Below are 24,188 nucleotides of genomic sequence, written 5' to 3'. Positions count from 1 at the left end.
GCATGGGAGGGGGTGATGTGGCATCGACTTCGAAGCCCCGTGCAGCGCGTGGCCTACTACACCGTGTCGATCGGCCGCGAGGCGGTCCCGCGCCGCTTGTGGCGGCGGTGGTGGGCGAAGCGGCTCGCCGGGATCGAAGCGGGGCCGCTCGACCCGGAGATCGCCGAGCGCGTCGCCTACTACAACAAGCTGTGGCCCGGCGCCGCGGTTGGCGAGGCGCCGCCACTTGACGCGATGGCACGCCGGCCGAGCTACTATTATTACGATCTGCGCCAGTTCGCCCTGGCCTTCGCGCCGCATCTGCGGTTCGCCCACGTCTTCGGGGACGTGACCACGGTTCCGCCGGTTCCAGCCATCGTCAAAAGCCGGCCGGTCGATGGCGCCAACGAAAATTCGGTCCTGATGAAGCTCGATCGCCTGCGCCATTTCCGCTGGCCGCGCGATGGTGGTGCCTTCATCGACAAGAAGCCGGCGGCCGTCTGGCGCGGCGTCATGAACAACGCCGCCAGGAAGCGCCTCGTCGCGCTTTACGGCAACGACCCTCGTTTCGACATCGGCCATGTGGGGGCGGTGTTCGAAAGCACGATGGCCAAGCCCCGCCTGACGGTCCGCGAGCAGCTCGCATATCGTTACGTCATCTCGCTGGAAGGCCATGACGTCGCCACCAACCTCAAATGGATCATGGCGTCGAACTCGCTGTGCATGATGCCCCGCCCGCGCTACGAGACGTGGTTCATGGAAGGCCGTCTCGAGCCGGGTGTCCATTATGCCGAGCTGCGTGACGATCTCGGCGATCTTCCCGAGAAGGTGGAGCATTTCGAGCGCCACCCCGACGAGGCGCGCCGTATCATCGCGGCCGCGCACGCCCATGTCGCCCGCTTTTCGGATCGCAAGCGCGAGGAACTGATCTCCCTGCTGGTGCTGCAGAAATATTTCGAATGCACCGGGCAGATCGATCCGGGATTTGCCTCGGCAAATCTCTGCCGCTGAGACTCCTGAAATCGTCGCGGGGCTCACTCGGCGGCTTGCGGCTGCTCCTCGCCATCTGCCGTCGGCCGGCGGCGATGGCCGGAGACCCGGCTGCCGGCTTCCGGGGGAAGCATGAAGAACGGCACCGCCGCCAGCGCCGAAAGGGTGGCCACGACCAGGAAAGCGTTGACGAAGGCATCGAGCCCGAGCGCGGTGCCGGTGAGGAAGGCCGTCGCTTCGAGAACGCCGCCGCCGACGGCGACGCCGATCGCGATGCTGATCTGCTGGCTGGCCGCGGCGATGGTGGAGGCCTGGCTCGCTTCACGGTCGTCGACCTCGGCGAACACCAGAGCATTCGACGAGGTGAAGAACAGCGAGCGCAGGAGGCCGGACGCGATCAGCACCGCAACGATGACCGCATGCGGCGTCGATGGGGTGAAGAAGGCGTTGATCGCGATGGTGGCTGCCCCGAGGATCGCCGCCAGGATGAGGACGTGCCGGAACCCGGCGACGCGCAGGGCGGTGGTGGCGACGAATTTCATGGCGATGGCGCCGAATGCCGAGGCAAACGTCAACAGGCCGGATTCGAACGGCGTCAGGCCGAAGACCACCTGGAACATCAGCGGCAGCAGGAACGGCACGGCGCCGATGCCGACGCGGAACAGCGACGCCCCGACGATCGCCGAGCGGAAGGTGCGGTTGGAGAACAGGCCGAGCGCCAGAACCGGGTCGGGCGCGCGTCGCGCATGGCGGATGTAGAGGGCGCCGGCCGCGGCGCCGACCAGCACCGTGAGGACGCCGACGAAGGGTGGCAGCGCCGGCAGGCTGATCACCGAAAGGCCGAACACGACGCCCGAGGCGGCCATGCTGGCCAGCAGGAAGCCCGTCACGTCGAGCCGCCCGCGTTCCTCGCCGGGAAATTCGGGCAGGATGCGCCCCGAGACGAGGATGCCGGCGAGGCCGATCGGCACATTGATGAGGAAGATCCAGTGCCAGGAGAAATAGGTGGTGATGAAGCCGCCGAGGGGCGGCCCGGCGATCGGGCCGATCAGGGCCGGCACGGAAAGCCATGCCATGGCGCTGACGAGTTGCTCGCGCGGCGTCGCCCGCACGAGCACCAGCCGCCCCACCGGCGTCATCATCGCGCCGCCCATTCCCTGCAGGAAACGCGACAGGACGAAGGCGCCGAGGGAGCCGGAAAAGGCGCATGCGACGGACCCCAGAACGAAGACGCCGATGGCCGTGCGGAAGACACGCTTGGCGCCGAACCGGTCGGCCATCCAGCCGCTGATCGGGATGAAGATGGCGAGCGCCACCAGATAGGTGGTGAGGGCGAGCTTCAGGGTGACGGGGCTGGTGCCGATATCGGCGGCAATGGCCGGCAGCGACGTCGCGATGACGGTCGAATCCATCTGCTCCATGAAGAGGGCGACGGCGAGAACGAGCGGGAGGGTGCGTTTCAAGGCCTTGCTTCTTGTGGGCGTTGCGGCGCCGGAGCCACATCGGGACAAGCGGCAAGGAAGCCCCGATGCGCCGCGCAGTCATCCGGACGCGTGGCGCTGTAGCACGCTTGGCGCGGCCTGTCCTGTGGCAGTCCGCGCTGCCGTTTGGTGCTGTTCGGGGCGACTGCGGCAAGAATCCCGCCGCCGAATGAGCCATGCCACCTTTTCATGAGCGCGCCGACGTGGTACCAGCCAGCGCCAATCCTGAAAGGGAATCAAGAAATCGTGGCCGTGCCCTTCCACCGGGGCAGGGTCGCGTATCCTCTCATTTGCAAGGGTCGGCCATGGCTAGAATCATCGAGACAGCAACCGGCGCCCAGGCGCTCACCTTCGACGACGTGCTCCTGCAGCCCGGCCATTCCGAAGTGATGCCCGGGCAGACCGATGTGCGCACGCGCATTGCGGGCGACATCGAGCTGAACATCCCGATCCTCTCGGCGGCGATGGACACCGTGACTGAATCGCGTCTGGCCATCGCCATGGCGCAGGCCGGCGGCATCGGCGTCATCCACCGCAACCTGTCGCCCGTCGAGCAGGCCGAGGAAGTGCGCCAGGTCAAGAAGTTCGAATCCGGCATGGTCGTCAATCCGATCACCATCGGTCCCGACGCCACGCTGGCCGAGGCGCAGGCGCTGATGCGCGCGCACGGCATCTCCGGCATTCCCGTGGTCGAGAACGGCGGTGCCGGCGGACACATGACCGGCCGTCTCGCGGGCATCCTGACCAACCGCGACGTGCGCTTCGCCTCCGATCCGGACCAGCCCGTGCGCGAGCTGATGACCCACCAGAACCTGATCACGGTCAAGGAAGGCGTCGAGCAGGATGAGGCCAAGCGCCTTCTCCACCAGCATCGCATCGAGAAGCTTCTGGTGGTCGACGACGCCGGCAATTGCGTCGGCCTCATCACCGTCAAGGACATCGAGAAGTCGCAGCTCAATCCCAACGCCGCCAAGGATGCCCAGGGCCGCCTGCGTGCCGCTGCGGCCACCAGCGTCGGCGACGACGGCTTCGAGCGCGCCGAGCGCCTCATCGATGCCGGCGTCGACCTTCTGGTGATCGACACGGCGCACGGCCATTCGCAGCGCGTGCTCGATGCCGTGACGCGCGCCAAGAAGCTGTCCAACGCCGTGCGCATCATCGCCGGCAACGTGGCGACCGCGGAAGGCACCAAGGCGCTGATCGACGCGGGGGCGGATGCGGTGAAGATCGGCATCGGGCCGGGCTCCATCTGCACCACCCGCATCGTCGCCGGCGTCGGCGTGCCGCAGCTCTCAGCGATCATGTCGGCCATGGAAGAGGCCGACAAGGCCGGCATTTCGCTGATCGCCGACGGCGGCATCAAATATTCGGGCGACCTGGCCAAGGCGCTCGCCGCCGGCGCCGCCGCGGCGATGGTCGGCTCGCTGCTCGCCGGCACGGATGAGAGCCCGGGCGAGGTCTATCTGCACCAGGGGCGTTCCTTCAAGGCCTATCGCGGCATGGGCTCGGTCGGCGCGATGGCGCGCGGCTCGGCCGATCGCTACTTCCAGGCCGAGGTGCGCGACACGTTGAAGCTGGTTCCGGAAGGCATCGAGGGCCAGGTGCCCTACAAGGGGCCGACGGCCGGCGTGCTGCATCAGCTGACGGGCGGCCTGAAGGCGGCCATGGGCTATGTCGGCGCCGCCGACCTCGCCGAATTCCGCCAGAAGGCGACCTTCGTGCGCATCTCCGGCGCCGGGCTGCGCGAAAGCCACGCGCATGACGTGACCATCACGCGGGAAAGCCCGAATTATCCAGGGGGCGCGTGAGCCTCGTCCGCCCGCTCCGGAACGGGATGGGGAGACGGCAGGGGCCGGCTTCCCTGCCGTCTCGGGCGGATATCTTCACTCCGCCAGATCGCGCATCACCTTGATCAGGTCGGATTTGCCCTCGAACCCGATCCCCGGCAATTCGGGCATGGTGATGTGACCGTCAATCACCTCCACGCCGTCCGGAAAGCCGCCATAGGGCTGAAACAGGTCGGGGTAGCTCTCGTTGCCGCCGAGGCCGAGGCCGGCGGCTATGTTCAATGACATCTGGTGCCCGCCATGCGGTATGCAGCGGGACGGCGACCAGCCGAACTGCTCCAGCATATCGAGCGTCCGCAGATATTCGACGAGCCCGTAGGACAGCGCGCAATCGAACTGCAGCCAATCGCGGTCGGGGCGCATCGCGCCGTATCGAAGAAGGTTGCGCGCATCCTGATGCGAGAACAGGTTCTCGCCCGTTGCCATCGGACCCGGATAGAACGCGCCGATCGCCGCCTGCAGGGCATAGTCCAGGGGATCGCCGGCCTCTTCGTACCAGAACAGCGGATACTGGCGAAGCATCCTGGCATAGGCGATCGCCGTTTCGAGATCGAAGCGGCCGTTCGCATCCACCGCAAGACGAGCCTTCCCGTCGATCTCCTCGAGAACGGCTTCGATGCGCCGCCGATCCTCATCGATGCCGGCGCCGCCGATCTTCATCTTCACGACAGTGTAGCCTCGCTCGACATAGCTGCGCATTTCAGCGCATAGGGCCGCATCGTCCTTGCCGGGGTAATAATATCCGCCGGCGGCGTAGACGAAGACCCGCGGGTTGGCCTCAGTTCCCTTCTGTTCGGCGAGCAGGCGGAAAAGGGGCTTGCCCTCGATCTTCGCGATCGCGTCCCAGACCGCCATGTCGATGGTTCCGACGGCCACGGAGCGTTCGCCGTGCCCTCCCGGCTTCTCGTTCTGCATCATGGCCGCCCAGATCCTGTGGCCGTCGAAATTGGTTCCCTCGTCGTTGAGAAGCGACGCTGCGTCGGCTTGAAGGATGCGGTCGCGGAAACGCTCGCGGATGAGGCCGCCCTGTCCGTAGCGGCCATTGGAGTTGAAACCGTAGCCGACGACGCGGCGACCGTCGCGGATCACGTCGGTGACCACGGCAACCAGGCTAGTGGTCATCCTGCTGAAGTCGATATAGGCGTTGCGGATGGGCGAGGAGATGGGTTTCGTGACTTCGCAGATGTCGATGATGCGCATGAGCCCATCCTTTCAGCTGGACAAGAGCGCGCAAAAGGCGCCAACCACCGCTTTCGTACACGCCCGGCGCTGCCATCTCCAATGCCGACCCCGTAAAGATCCATGCAGATCGCGTATGGATCACGCCGGGTCGATCAGGACGATCTTCTTCCAGAACTGCTCGGCATGGGCCGAAAGCCGCGATCGGGGCCTGAAGACGACGATCTCGACGGGGATATCGGAGCCGGCGCCGCCGGCGCGAACAAGCGTTCCTGCAGCGATGGCTGTTTCGGCGAGCGAGAGCGGCAGCCAGGCCACGCCTTGTCCTTCCTTGGCCATTTCCAGGTTGGTCGCCGCCAGAAGAGAGCTCATCCGCGGCACGAGCGGAGGCCGTCCGTGCATCTTCCAATGGGCTTCCAGGATGCGGCTAAGCCCGGACGCGCTTCCATAGGCGAGATGCGGCACCTTCGCATCCCATGCGTCAAGGTTCCACCTGGGATTGCCCGAGATGTCGGGTGCTGTCAGCGCCACCAGCCGATCCTGGCCGATGACCCGATGGGTGAACTGGTTTTCGGGCAAGCCTCCGCCGGCCGAGGCATGCCAGTGGCAGACGAAAAAGTTGACCGTGCCGCCCAGCATGAGGCGCTCGCATTGCTGCTGACTGTCGGACATCATGTTGAGCGCGCCGATGCCTGCGGGGCCGGCGATCTGCGTGAGCCATCTGGGGACGAAGGTGAAGGAGAGCGCGTGCGTTGCCGCCAGGCTCAGCGCATGTTCCGCCACGCCTGCCGCTTCAAGGGCCGCGCTCCGCGCCTCGGCGACGAGGCGCACGAGCGGAACGGCGCGCGAATGGACGGCCAGGCCGGCGGGGGTCAGCGCGACCGATCGGCTGGTGCGTTGCACGAGCGGCGTGCCGATCGCATCCTCGAGGCTCCTGATCCGGCGGCTGAACGCCGGCTGCGACATGTTGCGAAGATCAGCCGCGCGCGAGAAGTTCATCTCCTTGGCCAGTTCGAGAAAGTCTTCCAGCAATGCCAGGTCCATTGCGATACCTCCTTCACCGCGACGCCGATTGCGCAGGACCGATCGGATCGTGCAGTTCGCGAGCGGTCAGTTGCCAGGGCGTCACGCCGTTGGCGCTCCTGATCTGGGCGGCAAGATGGTCAACGAAGACGCGGACCTTGGCCGACAGGTTGTGCCGCTCGGGATAAACCGCCGAGATGTTGGCGGTCTGCATGTATTCGGGCAGGACGATGCGCAACCGGCCGCTGCGTATGTGCTGTGCGATGTCCCATTCGGACCTCAGCATGATGCCGTGGCCGTCTAGTACCCAACCCAGAGCGATCTCGCCATCATTCGTGCTCAACGCTCCGCCGACCTTGGCCGAAGGTGTCTGCGCGCCGCGATCGTCGAAGCGCCACACGTCATAGGCATCATGATCCTGCCGCAGGACGATGCAGGCGTGTTTCTGCAGGTCCTTCAGGCTCTGCGGGGCGCCGTGCCGTTCGAGATAGGATGGCGCCGCGCACAGGAATCGGCGGTTTCTTTGCAGCAGCCGCATGACCAGGCGGCTGGTCGGCGGCTCGCCGAAGCGGATCCCGAGATCGAACCCCTGCTCGACCAGGTTCAACGGAGCGTCCGTCAGCACGAGCTGGACCTCGACATCGGGGTAGCGCCTCAGGAAATCGGATATCGTCGGTGCAACATAAGCCCGTCCGAAACCGAGGGTAGCATTCACCCGCAGCAATCCGGAGGGCGTGTCGCGGGCCTTGGAAAGACTGTGCTCCAATGCCTCGATCTCGCCCAGCAGCCGGATCGCCTCGACGAAATAGGCCTCTCCTTCACCCGTCAGGCTGACCCTTCGGGTGGTCCGGTTCAACAGCCGAACGCCGAGCCGGTCCTCAAGCCGGGCCAGCCTGCGGCTGACGGCAGAGGCGGACAGGCCGAGCTCACGAGCGGTCTCCGAAAAGCTCTCGTGGCGTGCCAGCAGAACGAAAAAGGACAGGTCGCCTTCGGCCATATTTGCGTCAGTCGCAATAATGATTTGAGAAATCGGAATTTATCAAGTCAGACGAAAAAGTCTACGGTTCATCGATGCCGCGCGGAGCGGCAGTGAACCGGTCGCCGGGCCTTGCCGCCCTCACAAGAACCGGGACGGGAGGAGACACGACATATCCGGATCCGCTCCGAGACAGGCTGCGGCTTCTCTCCTTCCATCTGAAGGGCCGGCGCCCGCCCGGGGCGAGGTCCCGACGTCGCAATTGAGATAGGGAGGAGACCCAATGAGAATTCTCACCATCGCCACGGCGCTTGGCGCCCTCGTGACGGCTGTGCCGCTTGCCGCTCACGCGGCGGAAGACTTTCCGACCAAGCCGATGAACTACATCATTCCGTTCAACGCGGGCGGCGAATCCGACATCTCGGCCCGCTTCCAGCAGGCCGAATGGGAAGCTGTCGCCGGTCAACCCGTGGTCATCCAGTACCAGGCGGGCGCCGGCGGGGCGCAGGCCTGGTCGCAGCTCAATTCGATCGAGGGTGACGGCTACACCATCATGGGCATCAACCTGCCGCACACCGTCCTTCAGCCGATGGAGGCCAATGTCGGCTACCAGACCGACGATCTCACGCCGGTTCATTATTTCCACTACACGCCGGATGCGATCTTCGTCTCCAAGGACAGCGAGTTTGAGACGCTGGAGCAGCTCGTCGAGCATGCCAAGGCCAATCCGGGCCTAGTCACCTTCGCAGGGTCCGGTTCGAACTCCTCGAACAATCTCGCCCAGGCGAAGTTCAACCAGCTTGCCGGCATCACGACGACCTACATCCCCTTCTCCGGCACGGGGCCGGCGATGACCGCGGTGCTCGGCAAGCAGACCGTCGCCGGCTTCAACTATGCGACGTCCGGGGTGAACCAGGGAGAAGAGCTTCGCATGCTGGCGGTGGCTGCGGATGAACGCCTGCCGGTCTTCCCGGACGTCCCGACCTTCAAGGAGCTCGGCTACGACCTGGTCGGCGGTGCCTATCGCGGTGTGGCCGTTCCGGCTTCCACGCCCGAAGAGCTGCGCGAGCGCATCTCGGACATCGTTTCACAGATCAACCAGCGCCCCGATTTCGTGAAGAAGATGGAGGAAGGCGGCTTCGTCCTGACCGACATCCCCTACGACAAGATGAGTGCGTTCGTGGCCGAGAAGAAGGCCGAATATGCCGAGGGCGCCAAGGCGCTCGGCATCGGCAACTGACGCGCCGGGACCGGTGATGGATGTTCTGGCTTACCTCGTCGGCGCGCTGACGCCGTTCAACCTTGCGCTTGCACTTGTCGGCGTGGTGCTTGGCACCGTCGTCGGGGCTCTGCCCGGGCTCTCCGCCACCATGGCGGTGGCGGTGCTCGTCCCCTTCACCTTCACCATGGCCCCCGCCGCCGGCCTGATCGCCCTCGGGGCGATCTACACCGGCGCCATCTATGGCGGCGCCTTTGCCGCCATTCTCGTCAACACGCCCGGCACCCCGTCGGCCATTGCGACGACGTTCGACGGCTACCCGATGGCCCGGCGCGGCGATGGCGGCCTGGCCATCACGCTGGCGACGGTCGCCTCGGTGGTCGGCGGCGTGATAGGAGCTGTGACGCTTCTCCTGCTGGCGCCGCCGCTCGCGCGCGTGGCGCTCGCCTTTGGCCCGACCGAATATTTCTGGCTGGCGGTCTTCGGCCTGACGCTGATCGCCGCGCTGTCGGTGGGCAACACGCTGAAGGGCCTGATCGGAGCCTGCCTCGGCCTCTTCTTCTCGATGGTCGGCGTCGCCGTGGTCGGTGGAGACGTGCGCTACACGCTCGGCATGCAGCGCTTTCTCGGCGGCATCGACATCACCTCGGCGATCATCGGCCTTTACTGCATTCCGGTTCTGCTCGATCTCGTCGCCACCCGTGATCCGCACCTCAGGCCGGCGGAGACCGGCGGCCTCCGCGTCGCCGAGGGTCTGCGCCTCACATGGGCGCGGAAGCTCAACGTCGTCCGCTCCTCGATCATCGGCACCATCATCGGCATCCTGCCCGGCGCGGGCGGCTCGATCGCCGGGCTCGTCTCCTATTCCGAGGCACGGCGCGCCTCCCGTCGCCCGGAAAATTTCGGCAAGGGCGAACCGGACGGCATCATCGCGACGGAAGCCGCCAACAACGCCACGGTGGGTGGCGGCTTCATTCCCACGCTGGTGCTCGGCATCCCCGGAACGCCGCCCGATGCGATCATCCTCGGCGCGCTCCTGGTCCAGGGCATCAAAATCGGCCCGACGCTCTTCAGTGCCGAGGCCGGCGTCGTCTACACGTTCATCTGGGGCCTGCTCATCGCGACCGTGCTGATGCTGCCGGCGGGCCTTCTCATCGGGCGCTATGCCTACCGCTCGGTCGTCGCCATTCCCAAGGCGATGCTTGCCCCGACCGTCGCGCTGCTGACGGTCATCGGCGCTTTCGCCATTCACTCGAACGTTCACGACGCGCAGCTCATGGTCGGGCTCGGCCTCATCGCCTGGGTGCTGGCGCGCTATGGCTTCGCCCCGTCGCCGATCGTGCTCGGGCTCGTCCTGGGGCAGATCGCCGAGCAGGGCTTCGTGCAAACCTATCTGATCGGCAACGCCTCGGGCCGCACGCTCGAAATGTTCTTCGGCCGGCCGATCAGCATCGGCATCATCCTGGCCGCCGCGATCACGCTGCTTTACCCCTTGGTGGCAGAACGCCGGGCGCGCCGGCGCGTCGCGGCGGCGGCGGTTGCCGCGCCGGTTGGCGAGGACAGCGTGCCCGACGCGCCGAACGGCGGTCGCGACGTCGCCGGCATGATCTGCGCAGCCGGCTTCGTCCTCCTCGGGGGTATCGTTTTTTGGGGAGCGCGCAACATGTCGCAGGTCGGGTCGATCTTCCCGACAACCATCGCCGTCGGCATGGTCGTGTTTTCCCTCGCACTGATCGCCGCCATCCTGACCGGCCGCGCCGCGCCGGCGACGGTCCGGGAAATGCGTGCCGGCGGCAGTCGTCACCGGTTAGCACTCGCGGCCGCCATGGCCGCCTGGGTGGCGCTTCTTCCCGTGCTCGGCTTCATCGCGACGAGCCTTGTAGCCTATGTCGCCATCATGGTGATCGCCGACCACGACCGTCCCGGCCCGCGCACCTGGGCGGTGTGGATCGGCTGCGGCGTTGCCATCGTGCTCGGCTTCTGGTGGGTCATGGCTGACGTCCTGTTGCTCCGGATGCCGGCGGGAATTCTCTTCTGAACAGGAGCTCACTGAAATGAACATCCGTACCCACAGGATCGCCGCGATTCCCGGCGACGGCATCGGCGTGGAGGTGGTTGTCGCCGGCCTCGAGGTTCTCGAGGCGCTGGCCGACCGCGAGGGGACCTTCCGCTTCGACGTCGAGCATTTCGACTGGAGCACCGACCGCTACAAGAGGACCGGCGCGTTCATGCCGGCCGACGGCGCGGAACGACTGCGCGCCTTCGACGCCATTCTCTTCGGTGCGGTCGGAGCGCCGGACGTGCCTGACCATCTGACGCTCTGGGGGCTGCGGCTCGCCATTTGCCAGCCGCTCGATCAATACGCCAATGTGCGGCCCACGCGCGTGCTGCCGGGCATCCAGAGCCCGCTACGCCATGTCGGCGCGGGCGAGCTCGACTGGGTGATCGTGCGCGAGAACTCCGAGGGCGAATATGCAGGGCAGGGGGGACGATCGCATCCGGGCCTTCCCCTGGAGGTCGCCACCGACGTGGCGATCTTCACCCGCGCCGGGGTCGAGCGGATCATGCGCTTCGCCTTCAAGCTCGCGCAATCGCGGCCGCGCAAGCTTCTGACGGTGGTCACCAAATCGAACGCGCAGCGGCACGGCATGGTGCTCTGGGACGAGATCGCCGGCGAGGTGGCAGCGGACTTCCCGGACGTGACCTGGGATAAGATGCTCGTCGATGCGATGACCGTTCGCATGACGCTCAAGCCTCAGACGCTCGACACGATCGTGGCGACGAACCTGCATGCCGACATCCTCTCCGATCTGGCTGCGGCCTTGGCCGGGTCCATCGGCATCGCGCCGACGGCGAATCTCAACCCCGATGGCGACGCGCCGTCGATGTTCGAGCCCATCCACGGTTCGGCCTTCGACATCACCGGCAAGGGGATCGCCAACCCGGTCGCGACCTTCTGGACGGCCGCCATGATGCTCGAGCACCTGGGCGAGCGCGAGGCCGCGATGCGGCTGATGGAGGCGATCGAACGGGTGACGGCGGATCCTGCATTGCACACACCCGATCTCGGCGGGCGGGCGACGACACGCGAAGTGACGGATGCGATGCTTCGCGCGATCCGCGGCCGCAACCTCTAGAGCGGGATGAGGAAAAGTGTGAAGCGGTTTTCCGCCCGCATCCCGCTCAAATTTTTTGGAACCGATCGCGTTTATGATTTTGGATTGATTCAATCCAAAATCATCGCGATCTAAGGAGCCGGAAGAATGACCGACAATCATCTGAGGATCGCCGTCATCGCCGGCGACGGGATCGGCAAGGAAGTCGTGCCCGAGGGACTGCGCGTGCTCGAGGCGGTGGCAAAGCGCCATCATCTCGACCTGCGCTTCGACGAGTTTCATTTCGCATCCTGCGACTATTACCAGAAGCACGGGGCGATGATGCCGGAGGACTGGAAGGAACAGATCGGCGGGCACGACGCGATCTTTTTCGGCGCCGTGGGCTGGCCGGCGACGGTGCCCGACCACGTTTCCCTGTGGGGGTCGCTGATCCAGTTCCGCCGCCAGTTCGACCAGTATATCAGCCTCAGGCCCGCGCGCCTCATGCCCGGGGTCCCGTCGCCGCTTGCCGGGCGCAAGCCCGGAGACATCGACTTCTGGATCGTCCGCGAGAACACCGAAGGCGAATACTCGTCCATTGGTGGAAAGATGTTTCCGGGCACCGAGCGCGAGGTCGTGATGCAGGAAACGGTGATGAGCCGGATCGGCGTGGACCGGGTCCTGCGCTACGCGTTCGAGCTGGCGGGCAAGCGCGAGCGAAAACGCCTGACCTCGGCGACCAAGTCGAACGGCATCTCCATCACCATGCCCTATTGGGACGAACGCGTGGAAGAAATGGCCAGATCGTATCCGCAGGTGGCGTGGGACAAGTATCACATCGACATCCTGACCGCGCATTTCGTGCTCAACCCGGACAGGTTCGACGTCGTGGTGGCCTCCAACCTGTTCGGCGATATCCTGTCGGACCTCGGCCCGGCCTGCACCGGCACGATCGGGATCGCACCGTCGGGGAACATCAATCCCGAGCGGGTGTTCCCGTCGCTCTTCGAGCCCGTTCACGGCTCGGCGCCGGATATCGCCGGGCAAGGGGTCGCCAACCCGGTCGGCCAGATCTGGGCGGGCGCGATGATGCTGGATCACCTGGGTCACCCTGAAGCTGCCGCGGACATCGTGTCGGCGATCGAGCGCGTGCTGGCGGAAAGGACACTCCGCACCCGCGACCTCGGCGGCACCGCCGATACCGTCGCCTGCGGCAAGGCGGTTGCCGACGCCCTGGCCTGACGACTCGTTCCTCCCCACATCGCCTCCCGACGGGTGGGCACGGCATTTCCTGGAACTTTTTTGAAGACGCTGCGTCCTTACGCCACCGGCAACACCCGTTCCGGCACGCGTTCGGAGAACGCGAACCCAGGAAACAACGAGAATCGGGAGGAACATCATGAAGTACGGGAGCGCCAAAGGCCTCGCCATCATCACGGCCCTCGGGCTGGTCACCTCGTTTTCGGCATTCGCCCAGGAGGATGCATTGCCGGCCGGCTTCACCGCCGAACCGCTCATCAAGACGAGCGTTACCCGCGACGACGAGCCGATCACCTATCCGACCGGAAAACCGGAGATCATCTCGGTCATCGGTACGTTGGAACAAGGCGGCCGGACCGCGCTGCACGAGCATCCGGTACCGGTCTACGTCTATGTCATGGAGGGCGAGATCGAGCTGAAATCCGAAGGCGGCGAACCGCACCGCTACAAGTCCGGCGAAGCCTTCATCGAAGCTCAGAACCGCAAGCACCAGGCCTTCAACGTGGCCGAGGGGCCGAGCAAGCTGCTCGTGGTGTTCGTGGGCGAGGAAGGCAAGCCCACCACCGTGGCGGCATCCCAGTAGCGCCGGCAGGCAGTTGCAGGGATGCGGGGCGCGAGGGCCTTGGCCGGCCGGCCGAGGCTCCTCATCCGGTCCCGCCCCTGGCTGCCGCAAACAGGAGATCTTGCATCATGAGTGTTACGACGATTGCCTTCGATCCGAGGGACCTGGAAGCCAAGGTCAAGGAGATGTACCGGGCCGTGGCCGAGAACCCGGACGGCGAGTTCCACTTCGAGATGGGACGGGCGCTTGCCGAGCGTCTGGGCTATCCAACAGCCGACCTTGACCGTATTCCGCCCGAAGCCATCGCCTCGTTCGCCGGCGTCGGCTACTATTTCCATCTGGCCGATCTCAAAACGGGTGAAACCGTGATCGACCTCGGCAGCGGGTCGGGAATGGACACGTTCGTGGCAGCCCTTCACGTGGGCGCGCATGGAACGGTGATCGGCATCGACATGACCGACGAGCAGCGGCGGAAAGCGGAGAAGCTGCGCGATGCGAACGGTTTCGCCACCGTCAGCTATCTCAAGGGCTATATCGAACAGGTTCCGCTGCCCGACGCCAGCGCCGACGTGGTGATCAGCAATGGGGTGATCAACCTCGCGCCCGACAAGGCGAGCGTGTTCCGCGAGGCGGCACGCCTGCTGAAGCCCGGCGGCCGGCTCGTGCTGTCGGACATCGTCACGGAGGTGCAACTGCCCGAAAACATCGTCTGCAACTCGACCCTATGGGCTGCCTGCATCGGGGGCGCGGCCCAGCAGGACAGCTACCGCGGGATGATCGAGGCGGCGGGGCTGCGCGTGACGGCGATGGAGGACAATACGGCCTACGCGTTCATTTCTGACAATGCCCTTGGTGCCAGCCGAAAATACGGCGTCAAGAGCGTGTCCATTCTGGCCGTGAAGCCCTGACAGAGGCGACGTTGGAACGGGCGCCCCGGCATCCGCGGGGCGCCCGTTGCGAACCGACCGAGAGGCTGGCAGTATGTAACATGGGCCAGAGTTCCGACCGTGTGTTCTTTCGGACAGAAATCGAGAGGCTGATGGATCGCCTCTACGGGACGGCGCTGCGCCTCACGCGCAACCGCGCGGATGCCGAGGACCTGGTGGCGGAAACGGTCATGAAGGCATGGGCGCATTTCGGCCAGCTCGCCGATCGCCGGTGTTTTCACAAATGGCTCCTGCGCATCCTCGTCAACACCTTCGTCTCGAACCAGCGGCATCTGCACGCCGACATGTTCGAAGCACTCGATCCCGACGACGAGGCGTGCCAGTTTTCCCTCTTCGAGAAAATGCATCAGCCCTTCCTGCTTTGGTGGAGCAATCCCGAGCAGGAACTGGTCAGCAAGATGCTGCGCGAGGACATCGAGGCCGCCATCGACGCCATTCCCACGGCCTTCCGCACCGTGCTCGTGATGGTCGAAATCAACGGCCAATCCTACGCGGAGGCCGCCGAGGCGCTGGCGTTGCCGGTGGGCACGGTGCGCTCGCGCTTGAGCAGGGCCCGGTGCCTGCTGCAAAAGGCGCTGTGGGAGCAGGCCCGAGAAGCGGGGCTGACGCTGGAACGACCGGCCGGAACCGCTCATTCCAACGACAAGAGGACCAAGGTTCGCTGATGTCTGCGATGACGAATATGCGCTGCGAAGAGGTGGTGGAGCACCTGTTGACCTTTCTCGACGGAGAGGTTGAGGAGGAGCGTCGCAGCCTCATGGAGCGGCATTTGGAAGAATGCCGCAGTTGCTGCTCGCGGGCGGATTTCGAGCTGGCCCTGCGTCACAAGATTCGCGAGGTCGCTGCGAAACGGCCGTCCTCCGGGCTCAGCCGCAGGATCAGAGAGATCATCGATCGGTTTTAGGAAATCGGATGTGTGGATTCAGATAGTCGATCTGATGTGAGAGCGTGAAAGGCGGGTGCGCCATGGTTGCGGTTCTGGGTTTCACTCGGGAGCAGATCCTGAACGCCGTGCGTGACATGTATACGGACGTGGCCCAGCAGCCGGACCGCGTCTTCCATTTTCCGACGGGTCGGGAGGCCTGCCTCTTTGTCGGCTATCCCGCGCCATGGCTCGACGCCTTGCCGCCGACCGCGGTCGAATCCTTCGCCGGGGTCGGCTTTCCCTTCCGCGCCGACATCGTGCGGCCGGGCGACCGCGTGCTCGACATCGGTTCCGGGTCCGGAACCGACGTGCTCACCGCAGCGCGGCTGGTCGGGCCCGAAGGCGTCGTCTTTGCGCTCGACATGACGAGCGCCATGCTGAGCAAGCTGCGCCGCAACATCGAGCGGGCGGGTGCCGGCAATGTGCGCGTCGTCGAGGGCAACGCCGAAGCCATTCCGCTTCCTGATGCAAGCGTCGACGTGGTCACCAGCAACGGCGTGCTGAACCTCGTGCCCGACAAGGCGCGGGCGTTCAGCGAGATCTTCCGCCTGGTCCGGCCTGGCGGCTCGGTGCAGATCGCCGATATCGTGGTTGGAAAGCCGGTCAGCGAGAACGCGCGGGCGAATCCGAAACTGTGGGCCGAATGCGTCGTCGGCGCCTCGATCGAGGAGGATTATCTGGAGATGTTCCGGGCGGCCGGCTTCGAGAACATCGTCGTTCTGCGCGGCCTCGACTATTTCGCGGCCAGCTCGAGTGACGACACGCGGCGGGTCGCCGCCGCGCTTGGCGCAAGGGCCATCGAGATCCGCATGTCGAAGCCGGGGTAGGTCTGGTTCCGTATCAGACGGATGAAGGAAAAGGGGCCTTGCGGCCCCTTTCGTTTCAGTCTTTTTCGAAGATGCGGGCCTTGGCGACGAGCCCGGCCGCCGCCGCGCCGAGCAGTGGTGCGAGGATGAACAGCCAGAGCTGGCCGATTGCGGTGCTGCCGGAGAACAAGGCCGGCCCGATGGAGCGCGCCGGATTGACCGAGGTGCCCGTGACCGGGATCAGGCAGAGATGGATCACCGTCAGCGTCAGACCGATCACCAGACCGGCGAATGAGGTCTCGTGCTTCTTCGAGGTGACGCCGAGAATGACCGTGACGAAGATGAAGGTCGCGACGGCTTCGGCGATGAAGGCCGACGGCATCGAATAACCTCCGGCCGCATCCCAGCCGTTGGCCGCAAGGACGGGGGGTGCTCCGGCCGCGTTGCCGCTGGCGATGATCCAAAGCACGGCGGCGCCCAGAATGCCGCCAGCCACCTGGGCCACCCAGTAGGGCACCACGTCCTTCGCCGGCATGCGGCCGGACAGGAACGCGCCGAGCGTGACGGCGGGATTGAGATGGGCGCCCGAGACGGGACCGATGGCATAGGCCATGGCAATCACGGCGATGCCGAAGGAAAGGGCGATGCCGACGCCGCCGGCCGGCAGGAGACCACCATACCCGCCGGTTACGACACTGGCGCACCCGAAGAAAACCAGGCAAAAAGTGCCGAACACTTCAGCGACATAAGCTTTCATGCTGAGATCCTCACGATCGTTTAAGCCCGATCGAGAATTCCGTGAGTCTACAAGAAAAAGCAACTGTCCTTTGTAAAGGAGAGTGCAGATAAGCGGGAAGCTATATGCAGACAACAAGTATATTTCCGGCTAACGATTGCCCTGTTGTGCCGATCCACCGCGTCTGCTGGCGACCGGGTTGCGTCGCTTTTCGTGTCTATCGTCCCTGCGCTCATTACTGTCGAATTGCCGGGCCGAGCCTGGAAATGCCGTGATTCCGCCAACCGGAAGCGCTTGAAAAAGCGCCGGGTAGCGCGCCGATCCACACCCGTCTCTCTTGCTTATGGGCTGCCTTGTCGCTAGTGGTCTGACCGAAACAGATGGTACCCATCTGTTTCGACAAGTCAGCCCACAAGCTATTGATCTGGTGGGGCGATTTTTCCCAACAGATGGGTACCATCTGTTGGGATCGCACCACTAGCTGTGCGGCATTCGGGCAACCGGCGAAGGATCCACATGCGACTTGGCGGAAGACTGGCTGCGGCCATTGAGGTATTGGAGGACATCGACCGGCGCTATCGCCCGGCTGCCGATGCGTTGAAGGATTGGGGGCTGTCCCATCGTTTTGCCGGGTCCAAGGACCGGGCAGCCATCGGCAACATCGTCTATGACGCTTTGCGGCGAAAGCGCTCGACCGCATGGATGTTCGACGAGCAGACCCCGCGTGCCCACGCCTTCGGCGCCTTGCTGATTGAGGCCGGATTCACCCCGCAGACGTTGGACGAGGTGCTGCAGGGAGACGAGTTCGCGCCGCCGCCCTTGACCGCCGGGGAGCATGCCGTCCTCGCCGACAGACGCCTTGCCGACGCGCCGGCGGGGGTCCGGGCCGATTGCCCGCAATGGTGCGAGCCCATTCTGGAACGTGCCTGCGGGGCGGACTGGGTGGCGGAAGCTGCCGCACTGGCCGAGCGCCCGCCGCTCGACATCCGGGTGAACACGCTGAAGTCGAGCCGCGACAAGGTTGCGAACGCATTGGCGCGGACCGGCGCCGCACCTGCTGCGCTGGCCCCCCAGGGATTGCGCATCAAGGCCATAGAGGGGCAGGGCCGGCATCCCAACGTCCAGTCCGAGCCGGCCTTCCAGAAGGGCTGGTTCGAGGTGCAGGACGAGGGATCGCAGATCGTCGCGCAGCTTGCGGGAGCTGAGCCCGGCATGCAGGTGCTCGACTTCTGCGCCGGGGCCGGCGGCAAGTCGCTGGCGATGTCTGCCGCCATGGGCAACACCGGCCAGATCCGGGCCTTTGACGCCGACAGGCAACGCCTGGCGCCGATCTTCGACCGGTTGAAGCGGGCCGGCTGCCGCAACGTGCAGGCGGTCGCCGAGGCGGAGGCCCTCGAAGCGCTCGAGGGCCGGATGGATCTGGTGCTGGTCGACGCGCCCTGCACGGGCTCGGGCACCTGGCGGCGTCGTCCGGATGCGAAATGGCGGCTTACCGAAAAGCAGTTGGAGCAGCGACAGGCGGAGCAGGCCGAAATCCTGCGCCGGGCGAGCCGGTTCGTGAAGCCGGGCGGCCAGCTCGCCTACATCACCTGCTCGGTCTTTGCCGAGGAGAACGCCGATCAGGTGAAGGCGTTCATCGAAGCTTTCCCGCAGTTCCGGCCCGTCGACCATGTGGCGCTGTGGGCACGCAATTTCCCCGTGGCAGATGGCCTGGCGCGTATCGACCCGGCGCTCGGGATCGCCCTTTCGCCCCTGCGCACCAAAACCGACGGCTTTCACTTTGCCGCACTTCGCCGACAGTGAGGGCGGTCATGCATGGAAGGAGCCTCTGCCGATGACAATGGCTGATCCGCAGGAGATCGAGGCGCGTGTGCGCGCCAGCTTCTCGCGCCAGAAGATGATGCGAACGATCGGCGCGGAATTGACGCTGGTCACGCCGGGCATCGTCGAGATTGAGATGTCGCATGCAGAAGAGCTGACCCAGCAGCACGGTTTCCTGCACGCCGGCGTGATCTCCACGGCGCTGGATTCGGCCTGCGGCTATGCCGCCTTCTCGCTGATGCCGGCCGATGCCGCCGTGCTGACGATCGAATTCAAAATCAACCTTCTGGCGCCGGGCAGGGGAGAGCGGTTTCTCTTTCGCGGGACCGTCACCAAGCCGGGCCGCACGATCATCGTCGCCGACGGCCAGGCCTACGCCTACAGCCGGGAAGGCGAAGCCAAGCTGATCGCCACGATGACCGGCACGATGATGAGCATCGTCGGCCGGGAAGGGCTGGAGGGATAAGCATGGCACCTGTCGAGCCGGTGCTCGTGGCGGGCCGCCGCGTTCTCTTCGTGATGGCGGTCGAGGCCGAATACGGGCCGCATCTGAGACGGCGCTTCACACCGCTGATGACGGGCGTCGGCCCGGTCGAGGCCGGTGTCGTCCTGGCGGCGGAGCTGGCGTCTCTGAACATCGAGGGCCGGCTGCCGGACCTGCTGGTTTCCCTGGGGTCGGCTGGCAGCCGCCGGCTCGAGCAGACGGGGATCTACCAGGCGACGGCCGTTTCCTACCGCGACATGGACGCCTCGCCGCTCGGCTTCAAGAAAGGGGCGACGCCGTTTCTCGACCTGCCGGTCTCGGTGCCTCTGCCGATCCGCATACCCGGCATCAGCGAGGCGACGCTGTCGACGGGTGGCAACGTGGTCTCCGGTGCCGCCTATGACGGCATCGATGCCGACATGGTCGACATGGAGACCTATGCGGTGCTGCGCGCCTGCCAGCGCTTCGGTGTCGGTCTGGTGGCGCTGCGCGGCATCTCCGACGGGGCGGCCGATCTGTGCCATGTCGGAGACTGGACCGAATATCTCCATGTCATCGACGAGAAGCTGGCTGTGGCCGTCGACCGGTTGGAGGCGGCGCTCGCCGAGGGGGCGGTCGCACTCTGATTCCTCACCGGGGAGGGTTTTGGGGATTGCCGAACAGGATGCCGCGCATCTTTAGCCGCTGGCGACCGTCGCGCGAGCGGTAGAACAGCCCCTCATCGCACGCATCGAGCATCCAGTCGCCTGCCTGGCCGCCGTCCCATTGCGTCGTGTAGCCATCGTCGAGCAGGCGCCAGCGCCCCGTGCGCGCCTCGCCCGTGTCGAGCAGCATGTGACCGGTGCCGTCGCGGGCCAGATAGACATAGGCGTCCTTGCCGCCGCGCTCGATAATATGGGTGGTGCCGGGAAGGATGTGCTGGAGGACGTCTCTGGAAAGAATGGTCACGCCGTTTCTCCATTGTTCGTGCTGCCCGCTGGCGGGCGGCTTGAAAGTCAAGTAGCTTGACCTTGATAGAAGGGTGGTGATCAATGGTCAAGGATCTTGACGAAAAACCCGGCTGGCCGGACCATGTCGGCTGGTCGCTCTGGAGGGCCAGCCATGCCTGGCAGCAGGCGTTCGTTGCCGCCATGCAGGCGGCCGGACATGCCTGGATGACGGATGCACGGGCGGCGCTGCTCGGCCATGTCGGACGGGCGGGAACGGCGCAATCGGCGCTGATCGAGCGCATGGGGATCTCGAAGCAGGCGGTCCAGCAGCTTGTCGACGGCCTGGAAGCGGAGGGCATTCTCTATCGCGATGCCGATCCGCGCGACCGGCGCGCGCGAATCGTCCGTCACACGGAAAAGGGCCGCGCGGCGCTGCGCGATGCCAACCGCCTGAAGCTTGAGATCGAGGACGAGTATCGCCATGTGCTCGGCGAAGATGGGCTTGCGGCGCTGAAAGCGGCTCTCGCCATGCTTCTGGAAGCCGATGAGGGGAAGAAATCCGTTGGCGAGCCCCGATAGAGGTTGCGAAGCGTTCGCTGTTTCATTAAAGGCTCGCCATGACGACATCCCATCCCGACACCGTTCTCATCGTCGACTTCGGCAGCCAGGTCACGCAGCTCATTGCGCGGCGCGTGCGCGAAGCCGGGGTCTATTGCGAAATCGCGCCGTTCCAGTCGGCTGACGAGGCGTTCCGGCGCCTGAAGCCGAAGGCGGTCATCCTTTCGGGCAGTCCGGCCTCGACGGTCGATATCGGCAGTCCACGCGCCCCGGACGTGATCTTCGAATCGGGCTTGCCGGTTCTCGGCATCTGCTATGGCGAGCAGACCATGTGCGCCCAGCTCGGCGGCAAGGTGGAAGGCAGCGACCATCGCGAGTTCGGCCGGGCCTTCCTGGAGATCGAGGACGAGTGCGCGCTGTTCGACGGTGTCTGGGCAAAGGGCACCCGCCATCAGGTCTGGATGAGCCATGGCGACCGCGTGACGGCCCTGCCGCCGGGGTTCCGCGTCGTCGGCACGTCGACGGGCGCACCCTTCGCGGCGATCGCCGACGAGGCGCGTCGTTATTACGGCGTGCAGTTCCACCCGGAAGTGGTGCACACGCCGGACGGGGCGCGGCTCCTGTCGAACTTCGTGCACAACATCGCCGGCCTCACCGGCGACTGGACCATGGCCGCCTACCGCGAGCAGGCGGTGGAAGCGATCCGCAGGCAGGTGGGCACCGGCAAGGTGATCTGCGCGCTTTCGGGCGGTGTCGATTCCTCCGTCGCCGCGCTCCTGACGCATGAGGCGGTCGGCGACCAGCTCACCTGCATCCTGGTCGACCACGGGCTGATGCGCAAGAACGAGGCGGCGGACGTCGTTGCCATGTTCCGCGAGCACTACAATCTGCCGCTCGTCCTGGTCGATGCTTCCGACCGCTTCATCGGCGCGCTGGAGGGCGAGAGCGACCCGGAAAAGAAGCGCAAGACCATCGGCCGTCTGTTCATCGAGGTTTTCGAGGAAGAGGCGGGCAAACTCGGCGGCGCCGATTTCCTGGTCCAGGGAACGCTCTATCCCGACGTGATCGAGAGCGTCTCCTTCACCGGCGGCCCTTCGGTGACGATCAAGTCGCACCACAATGTGGGTGGCCTGCCCGAGCGCATGAAGATGAGCCTGGTCGAGCCCTTGCGCGAGCTCTTCAAGGACGAGGTCCGCGTCCTGGGCCGCGAGCTCGGCCTGCCGGATCATTTCATCGGCCGTCATCCGTTCCCCGGCCCGGGCCTCGCCATCCGCTGCCCCGGCGGCGTGACGCGCGAGAAGCTCGACATCCTGCGCGCCGCCGACGCGATCTACCTGGACGAGATCCGCAAGGCCGGCCTCTACGACGCCATCTGGCAGGCCTTCGCCGTGCTGTTGCCTGTCCAGACGGTCGGCGTGATGGGAGACGGGCGCACCTATGAATATGTCTGCGCGCTGCGCGCCGTGACCTCCGTCGACGGCATGACGGCTGATTTCTACCATTACGACATGGAATTCCTCGGCCGCGCCGCAACCCGCATCATCAACGAGGTCAAAGGCATAAACCGCGTCGTCTACGACGTGACCTCGAAACCTCCCGGGACGATCGAGTGGGAGTGACGGGTCGTAGATGCGGCGGGGAACGGCGAGGTGCGCGAGAAGTGCCAGGCGATAGATGCTGATAGTAGCGAACGACGCAGATAGCCATAGTGGATGCCAATAGCAGGTCAGGCTCTAGCTCCGCACCCGCAACGACGCAGCACCAACTTCGATGATCCGACTCTCACATCTCTTGCCTTAAAAGCACGCTACTTGAGAATTTCAGGCACCACCGCGGGCGCGCTCCTGCAGAAGTTCTTCACTGACCAGAGGAATGGGCAATAAGTCGACAAGATTAGGGTAACGGGGTCCCGACCCAGTTCGTTAAAACGTGACGCGAACCTGAACCCAGCGCGCGTTACTCGTCCTGCGCCCCGAGAGTTCGGCAAATCCGAAATCAACAAAAGGATTGTCGTCCAATGGCTGAATCCTTCAGCAATACCGTCGCATTAATCACAGGCGCCTCCAGTGGCATCGGTCAGGCGTCTGCTATCCGCCTGGCCGCATCGGGCGATCGAGTTATACTCGTGGCACGTCGTGCTGACCGATTGGGAAAATTGGCAAGCGGCATACGCACTACCGGCGGCGAAGCGATTGCGCTTTGCCGACCTCTCATCGGGAGCGACGCCGAACATGTCGTGATGCGTACCGTCGCTGACCTCGGCAGGCTCGACGCCTTGGCTTGGACCGCGAGCGGGACTATTTTTCATGGGCGACATGTGCGGCATGGACAGGAGCATAGCGCTGCCCGAGGATCCGTTCCGGCGCAAAGATGCCGCTGATGTAGGCGATTTCATCCTGGCTGAGCGCGACGTTGGTTGCGGCCAGGTTTTCCTCGACATACGCGGCGCGTTTCGTTCCTGGAATCGGAACGATGTCGAAGGGCTGCGCCAGAAGCCAAGCGAGGGCGAGCTGCCCCGCACGACATCCCTTGCTTTCGGCCAGTGTCTTGAGCGTCTCGACAGGGGCGAGATTGGTTGCGAGGTTTTGCGCAGCGAAGCGGGGATTTGAGGCGCGAAAATCGCCAGGAGCGAAGTTTGTAGCGGCCTGAAGCGCACCGGTCAGAGCGGAACGCCCCAGCGGACTGAATGGCACGAAGGTGATACCGAGCTCACGGCAGGTCGGAAGGATACCGGTTTCGACGCCGCGCTCCCAAAGCGAATATTCCGACTGAAGGGCGGTCAGCGGATGAACGGAGTGCGCCTTGCGCAGTTGTTCGGCCGATGCCTCGCTCAGGCCTATCGCCCGCACTTTGCCCTGCTCGATCAGGCGAGACATCGCCCCGACGGTTTCTTCCACGGGGACCTTAGGGTCGATTCGATGGCTGTAGTACAGGTCGATGACCTCAACCCCCAACCGGCGAAGGCTGGCGTCGCAGGCTTCGGCGACGTATTCCGGACGACCGTCAATAACGACATTCCGGCCGTCCTCGCTAAGCCGGGCTGCAAATTTTGTTGCGATGACCACTTCGTCGCGCCTACCTGCAATTGCCTCGCCGATCAGTTGCTCGTTGTGACCAAAGCCACGAATTTCCGCGCCAAGACTGATGTCCGCAGCTCCATAGATGTCCGAGGTGTCCAGAAAATCGACGCCAAGATCGAGAGCGGTGCGGATCGTCGCGACCGACTGCGCATCGTCCGCCGGACCGTAAAACTGCGACATGCCCATGCAGCCGAGGCCGACGGGACGAACGCTTAACTCGGAATGACCCAAGTAGATCCGTGCCGAACCTTCGATACCGCGAGTCAAATGGTTGTCGTTCTCACTCATTGG

The 24,188-nt window shown here is 65.1% G+C and carries 24 protein-coding genes; 17 read left to right on the top strand and 7 right to left on the bottom strand.

Going from position 1 to position 24,188, the window contains the following annotated elements; all coding sequences use genetic code 11:
* Nucleotides 1–15 precede the first annotated feature (15 nt).
* Nucleotides 16–990, top strand: a complete 975-nt coding sequence (locus NUU27_RS02835; protein WP_257760531.1) for a glycosyl transferase family 90 — start codon at nucleotides 16–18, stop codon at nucleotides 988–990.
* A 23-nt stretch (nucleotides 991–1,013) separates the two neighbouring features.
* Here the strand turns inward: NUU27_RS02835 and NUU27_RS02830 are convergent, their stop codons facing one another.
* Nucleotides 1,014–2,432, bottom strand: a complete 1,419-nt coding sequence (locus tag NUU27_RS02830; RefSeq protein ID WP_257760530.1) for an MFS transporter — start codon at nucleotides 2,430–2,432, stop codon at nucleotides 1,014–1,016.
* Between the two features lie 323 nt (nucleotides 2,433–2,755).
* On the opposite strand from NUU27_RS02830, the gene guaB reads away from it, so the two are divergent.
* On the top strand, nucleotides 2,756–4,258 hold the full coding sequence (guaB, locus tag NUU27_RS02825; RefSeq protein ID WP_257760529.1) for an IMP dehydrogenase: 1,503 nt from the start codon (nucleotides 2,756–2,758) through the stop codon (nucleotides 4,256–4,258).
* A gap of 75 nt (nucleotides 4,259–4,333) precedes the next feature.
* Here the strand turns inward: guaB and NUU27_RS02820 are convergent, their stop codons facing one another.
* The 3 genes from NUU27_RS02820 to NUU27_RS02810 form a co-directional block, all read right to left on the bottom strand.
* Entirely contained in the window at nucleotides 4,334–5,497 is a 1,164-nt protein-coding gene (locus NUU27_RS02820; protein ID WP_257760528.1) for a mandelate racemase/muconate lactonizing enzyme family protein, read from the bottom strand.
* Nucleotides 5,498–5,617: 120 nt separating this feature from the next.
* The gene (locus NUU27_RS02815) at nucleotides 5,618–6,520 is read right to left on the bottom strand and encodes a LysR family transcriptional regulator (protein WP_257760527.1); all 903 of its coding nucleotides are present in this window, start codon (nucleotides 6,518–6,520) and stop codon (nucleotides 5,618–5,620) included.
* A 13-nt stretch (nucleotides 6,521–6,533) separates the two neighbouring features.
* Nucleotides 6,534–7,496, bottom strand: coding sequence for a LysR family transcriptional regulator (locus NUU27_RS02810; protein WP_257760526.1), 963 nt, complete (start codon nucleotides 7,494–7,496; stop codon nucleotides 6,534–6,536).
* A 262-nt stretch (nucleotides 7,497–7,758) separates the two neighbouring features.
* On the opposite strand from NUU27_RS02810, the gene NUU27_RS02805 reads away from it, so the two are divergent.
* The 9 genes from NUU27_RS02805 to NUU27_RS02765 all read left to right on the top strand — a co-directional run bounded on the left by NUU27_RS02805 (nucleotide 7,759) and on the right by NUU27_RS02765 (nucleotide 16,310).
* On the top strand, nucleotides 7,759–8,715 hold the full coding sequence (locus NUU27_RS02805; protein WP_257760525.1) for a tripartite tricarboxylate transporter substrate binding protein: 957 nt from the start codon (nucleotides 7,759–7,761) through the stop codon (nucleotides 8,713–8,715).
* A 16-nt stretch (nucleotides 8,716–8,731) separates the two neighbouring features.
* Nucleotides 8,732–10,732, top strand: a complete 2,001-nt coding sequence (locus tag NUU27_RS02800) for a tripartite tricarboxylate transporter permease (protein ID WP_257760524.1) — start codon at nucleotides 8,732–8,734, stop codon at nucleotides 10,730–10,732.
* A 22-nt stretch (nucleotides 10,733–10,754) separates the two neighbouring features.
* Nucleotides 10,755–11,831 carry a tartrate dehydrogenase gene (locus NUU27_RS02795; RefSeq protein WP_257760570.1) on the top strand — a complete coding sequence of 359 codons (1,077 nt, stop codon included), beginning with the start codon at nucleotides 10,755–10,757 and terminating at the stop codon, nucleotides 11,829–11,831.
* 126 nt (nucleotides 11,832–11,957) lie between these two features.
* A complete protein-coding gene (locus tag NUU27_RS02790) occupies nucleotides 11,958–13,031 on the top strand; it encodes a tartrate dehydrogenase (protein WP_257760523.1) in 1,074 nt (357 codons plus the stop codon).
* A gap of 157 nt (nucleotides 13,032–13,188) precedes the next feature.
* Nucleotides 13,189–13,632: a cupin domain-containing protein gene (locus NUU27_RS02785; protein ID WP_257760522.1), complete on the top strand. Its 444-nt coding sequence runs from the start codon at nucleotides 13,189–13,191 to the stop codon at nucleotides 13,630–13,632.
* 107 nt (nucleotides 13,633–13,739) lie between these two features.
* Entirely contained in the window at nucleotides 13,740–14,519 is a 780-nt protein-coding gene (locus NUU27_RS02780) for a methyltransferase domain-containing protein (protein ID WP_257760521.1), read from the top strand.
* Between the two features lie 80 nt (nucleotides 14,520–14,599).
* A complete protein-coding gene (locus NUU27_RS02775; protein ID WP_257760520.1) occupies nucleotides 14,600–15,223 on the top strand; it encodes a sigma-70 family RNA polymerase sigma factor in 624 nt (207 codons plus the stop codon).
* Nucleotides 15,223–15,462: an anti-sigma factor gene (locus NUU27_RS02770; RefSeq protein ID WP_257760519.1), complete on the top strand. Its 240-nt coding sequence runs from the start codon at nucleotides 15,223–15,225 to the stop codon at nucleotides 15,460–15,462. Before NUU27_RS02775 ends, NUU27_RS02770 begins: the two co-directional genes overlap by 1 nt.
* A 62-nt stretch (nucleotides 15,463–15,524) precedes the next feature.
* Nucleotides 15,525–16,310, top strand: a complete 786-nt coding sequence (locus NUU27_RS02765; RefSeq protein ID WP_257760518.1) for a methyltransferase domain-containing protein — start codon at nucleotides 15,525–15,527, stop codon at nucleotides 16,308–16,310.
* 55 nt (nucleotides 16,311–16,365) lie between these two features.
* Here the strand turns inward: NUU27_RS02765 and NUU27_RS02760 are convergent, their stop codons facing one another.
* Nucleotides 16,366–17,046, bottom strand: a complete 681-nt coding sequence (locus NUU27_RS02760; protein WP_257760517.1) for an MIP family channel protein — start codon at nucleotides 17,044–17,046, stop codon at nucleotides 16,366–16,368.
* Between the two features lie 495 nt (nucleotides 17,047–17,541).
* Here NUU27_RS02760 and NUU27_RS02755 point away from each other — a divergent pair, with 495 nt between their 5' ends.
* Genes NUU27_RS02755 through NUU27_RS02745 form a run of 3 tightly spaced genes read left to right on the top strand, consistent with a single transcriptional unit; the run spans nucleotide 17,542 to nucleotide 19,956 of the window.
* A complete protein-coding gene (locus NUU27_RS02755) occupies nucleotides 17,542–18,828 on the top strand; it encodes an RsmB/NOP family class I SAM-dependent RNA methyltransferase (protein ID WP_257760516.1) in 1,287 nt (428 codons plus the stop codon).
* A gap of 31 nt (nucleotides 18,829–18,859) precedes the next feature.
* Nucleotides 18,860–19,312, top strand: coding sequence for a PaaI family thioesterase (locus tag NUU27_RS02750; RefSeq protein ID WP_257760515.1), 453 nt, complete (start codon nucleotides 18,860–18,862; stop codon nucleotides 19,310–19,312).
* 2 nt (nucleotides 19,313–19,314) lie between these two features.
* Nucleotides 19,315–19,956, top strand: coding sequence for a 5'-methylthioadenosine/S-adenosylhomocysteine nucleosidase (locus NUU27_RS02745; RefSeq protein ID WP_257760514.1), 642 nt, complete (start codon nucleotides 19,315–19,317; stop codon nucleotides 19,954–19,956).
* Nucleotides 19,957–19,960: 4 nt separating this feature from the next.
* Here the strand turns inward: NUU27_RS02745 and NUU27_RS02740 are convergent, their stop codons facing one another.
* Nucleotides 19,961–20,278, bottom strand: a complete 318-nt coding sequence (locus tag NUU27_RS02740; RefSeq protein ID WP_257760513.1) for a hypothetical protein — start codon at nucleotides 20,276–20,278, stop codon at nucleotides 19,961–19,963.
* Between the two features lie 83 nt (nucleotides 20,279–20,361).
* Between NUU27_RS02740 and NUU27_RS02735 the strand changes: the two genes are divergently transcribed.
* The 3 genes from NUU27_RS02735 (at nucleotide 20,362) to NUU27_RS02725 (ending at nucleotide 23,197) form a co-directional block, all read left to right on the top strand.
* Nucleotides 20,362–20,838, top strand: a complete 477-nt coding sequence (locus tag NUU27_RS02735) for a MarR family winged helix-turn-helix transcriptional regulator (RefSeq protein ID WP_257760512.1) — start codon at nucleotides 20,362–20,364, stop codon at nucleotides 20,836–20,838.
* Nucleotides 20,839–20,876: 38 nt separating this feature from the next.
* Nucleotides 20,877–22,436 (top strand): glutamine-hydrolyzing GMP synthase, encoded by a 1,560-nt coding sequence (guaA, locus tag NUU27_RS02730; RefSeq protein WP_257760511.1) that lies wholly within the window; start codon nucleotides 20,877–20,879, stop codon nucleotides 22,434–22,436.
* A gap of 398 nt (nucleotides 22,437–22,834) precedes the next feature.
* A complete protein-coding gene (locus tag NUU27_RS02725) occupies nucleotides 22,835–23,197 on the top strand; it encodes an SDR family NAD(P)-dependent oxidoreductase (RefSeq protein ID WP_257760510.1) in 363 nt (120 codons plus the stop codon).
* On the opposite strand, the gene NUU27_RS02720 is transcribed toward NUU27_RS02725, so the two are convergent.
* Nucleotides 23,115–24,185: an aldo/keto reductase gene (locus NUU27_RS02720; protein WP_257760509.1), complete on the bottom strand. Its 1,071-nt coding sequence runs from the start codon at nucleotides 24,183–24,185 to the stop codon at nucleotides 23,115–23,117. The genes NUU27_RS02725 and NUU27_RS02720 overlap by 83 nt on opposite strands.
* Nucleotides 24,186–24,188: the final 3 nt, after the last annotated feature.

This window comes from Nitratireductor sp. ZSWI3, from assembly GCF_024655565.1.
GTDB lineage: Bacteria > Pseudomonadota > Alphaproteobacteria > Rhizobiales > Rhizobiaceae > Nitratireductor.
This window is presented reverse-complemented; position numbering and strand designations above follow the sequence as displayed.

Excerpts from the sequence above, each read along its gene's own strand:
- NUU27_RS02800 (WP_257760524.1), top strand. The coding sequence starts at position 8,732 with ATGGATGTTCTGGCTTACCTCGTCGGCGCGCTGACGCCGTTCAACCTT.
- NUU27_RS02760 (WP_257760517.1), bottom strand. The coding sequence starts at position 17,046 with ATGAAAGCTTATGTCGCTGAAGTGTTCGGCACTTTTTGCCTGGTTTTC.
- NUU27_RS02745 (WP_257760514.1), top strand. The coding sequence starts at position 19,315 with ATGGCACCTGTCGAGCCGGTGCTCGTGGCGGGCCGCCGCGTTCTCTTC.
- NUU27_RS02750 (WP_257760515.1), top strand. The coding sequence starts at position 18,860 with ATGACAATGGCTGATCCGCAGGAGATCGAGGCGCGTGTGCGCGCCAGC.
- NUU27_RS02805 (WP_257760525.1), top strand. The coding sequence starts at position 7,759 with ATGAGAATTCTCACCATCGCCACGGCGCTTGGCGCCCTCGTGACGGCT.
- NUU27_RS02835 (WP_257760531.1), top strand. The coding sequence starts at position 16 with ATGTGGCATCGACTTCGAAGCCCCGTGCAGCGCGTGGCCTACTACACC.
- NUU27_RS02775 (WP_257760520.1), top strand. The coding sequence starts at position 14,600 with ATGGGCCAGAGTTCCGACCGTGTGTTCTTTCGGACAGAAATCGAGAGG.
- guaA (WP_257760511.1), top strand. The coding sequence starts at position 20,877 with ATGACGACATCCCATCCCGACACCGTTCTCATCGTCGACTTCGGCAGC.
- NUU27_RS02725 (WP_257760510.1), top strand. The coding sequence starts at position 22,835 with ATGGCTGAATCCTTCAGCAATACCGTCGCATTAATCACAGGCGCCTCC.
- NUU27_RS02785 (WP_257760522.1), top strand. The coding sequence starts at position 13,189 with ATGAAGTACGGGAGCGCCAAAGGCCTCGCCATCATCACGGCCCTCGGG.
- NUU27_RS02820 (WP_257760528.1), bottom strand. The coding sequence starts at position 5,497 with ATGCGCATCATCGACATCTGCGAAGTCACGAAACCCATCTCCTCGCCC.
- NUU27_RS02815 (WP_257760527.1), bottom strand. The coding sequence starts at position 6,520 with ATGGACCTGGCATTGCTGGAAGACTTTCTCGAACTGGCCAAGGAGATG.
- NUU27_RS02765 (WP_257760518.1), top strand. The coding sequence starts at position 15,525 with ATGGTTGCGGTTCTGGGTTTCACTCGGGAGCAGATCCTGAACGCCGTG.
- NUU27_RS02770 (WP_257760519.1), top strand. The coding sequence starts at position 15,223 with ATGTCTGCGATGACGAATATGCGCTGCGAAGAGGTGGTGGAGCACCTG.
- NUU27_RS02755 (WP_257760516.1), top strand. The coding sequence starts at position 17,542 with ATGCGACTTGGCGGAAGACTGGCTGCGGCCATTGAGGTATTGGAGGAC.
- guaB (WP_257760529.1), top strand. The coding sequence starts at position 2,756 with ATGGCTAGAATCATCGAGACAGCAACCGGCGCCCAGGCGCTCACCTTC.
- NUU27_RS02780 (WP_257760521.1), top strand. The coding sequence starts at position 13,740 with ATGAGTGTTACGACGATTGCCTTCGATCCGAGGGACCTGGAAGCCAAG.
- NUU27_RS02720 (WP_257760509.1), bottom strand. The coding sequence starts at position 24,185 with ATGAGTGAGAACGACAACCATTTGACTCGCGGTATCGAAGGTTCGGCA.
- NUU27_RS02810 (WP_257760526.1), bottom strand. The coding sequence starts at position 7,496 with ATGGCCGAAGGCGACCTGTCCTTTTTCGTTCTGCTGGCACGCCACGAG.
- NUU27_RS02735 (WP_257760512.1), top strand. The coding sequence starts at position 20,362 with ATGGTCAAGGATCTTGACGAAAAACCCGGCTGGCCGGACCATGTCGGC.
- NUU27_RS02790 (WP_257760523.1), top strand. The coding sequence starts at position 11,958 with ATGACCGACAATCATCTGAGGATCGCCGTCATCGCCGGCGACGGGATC.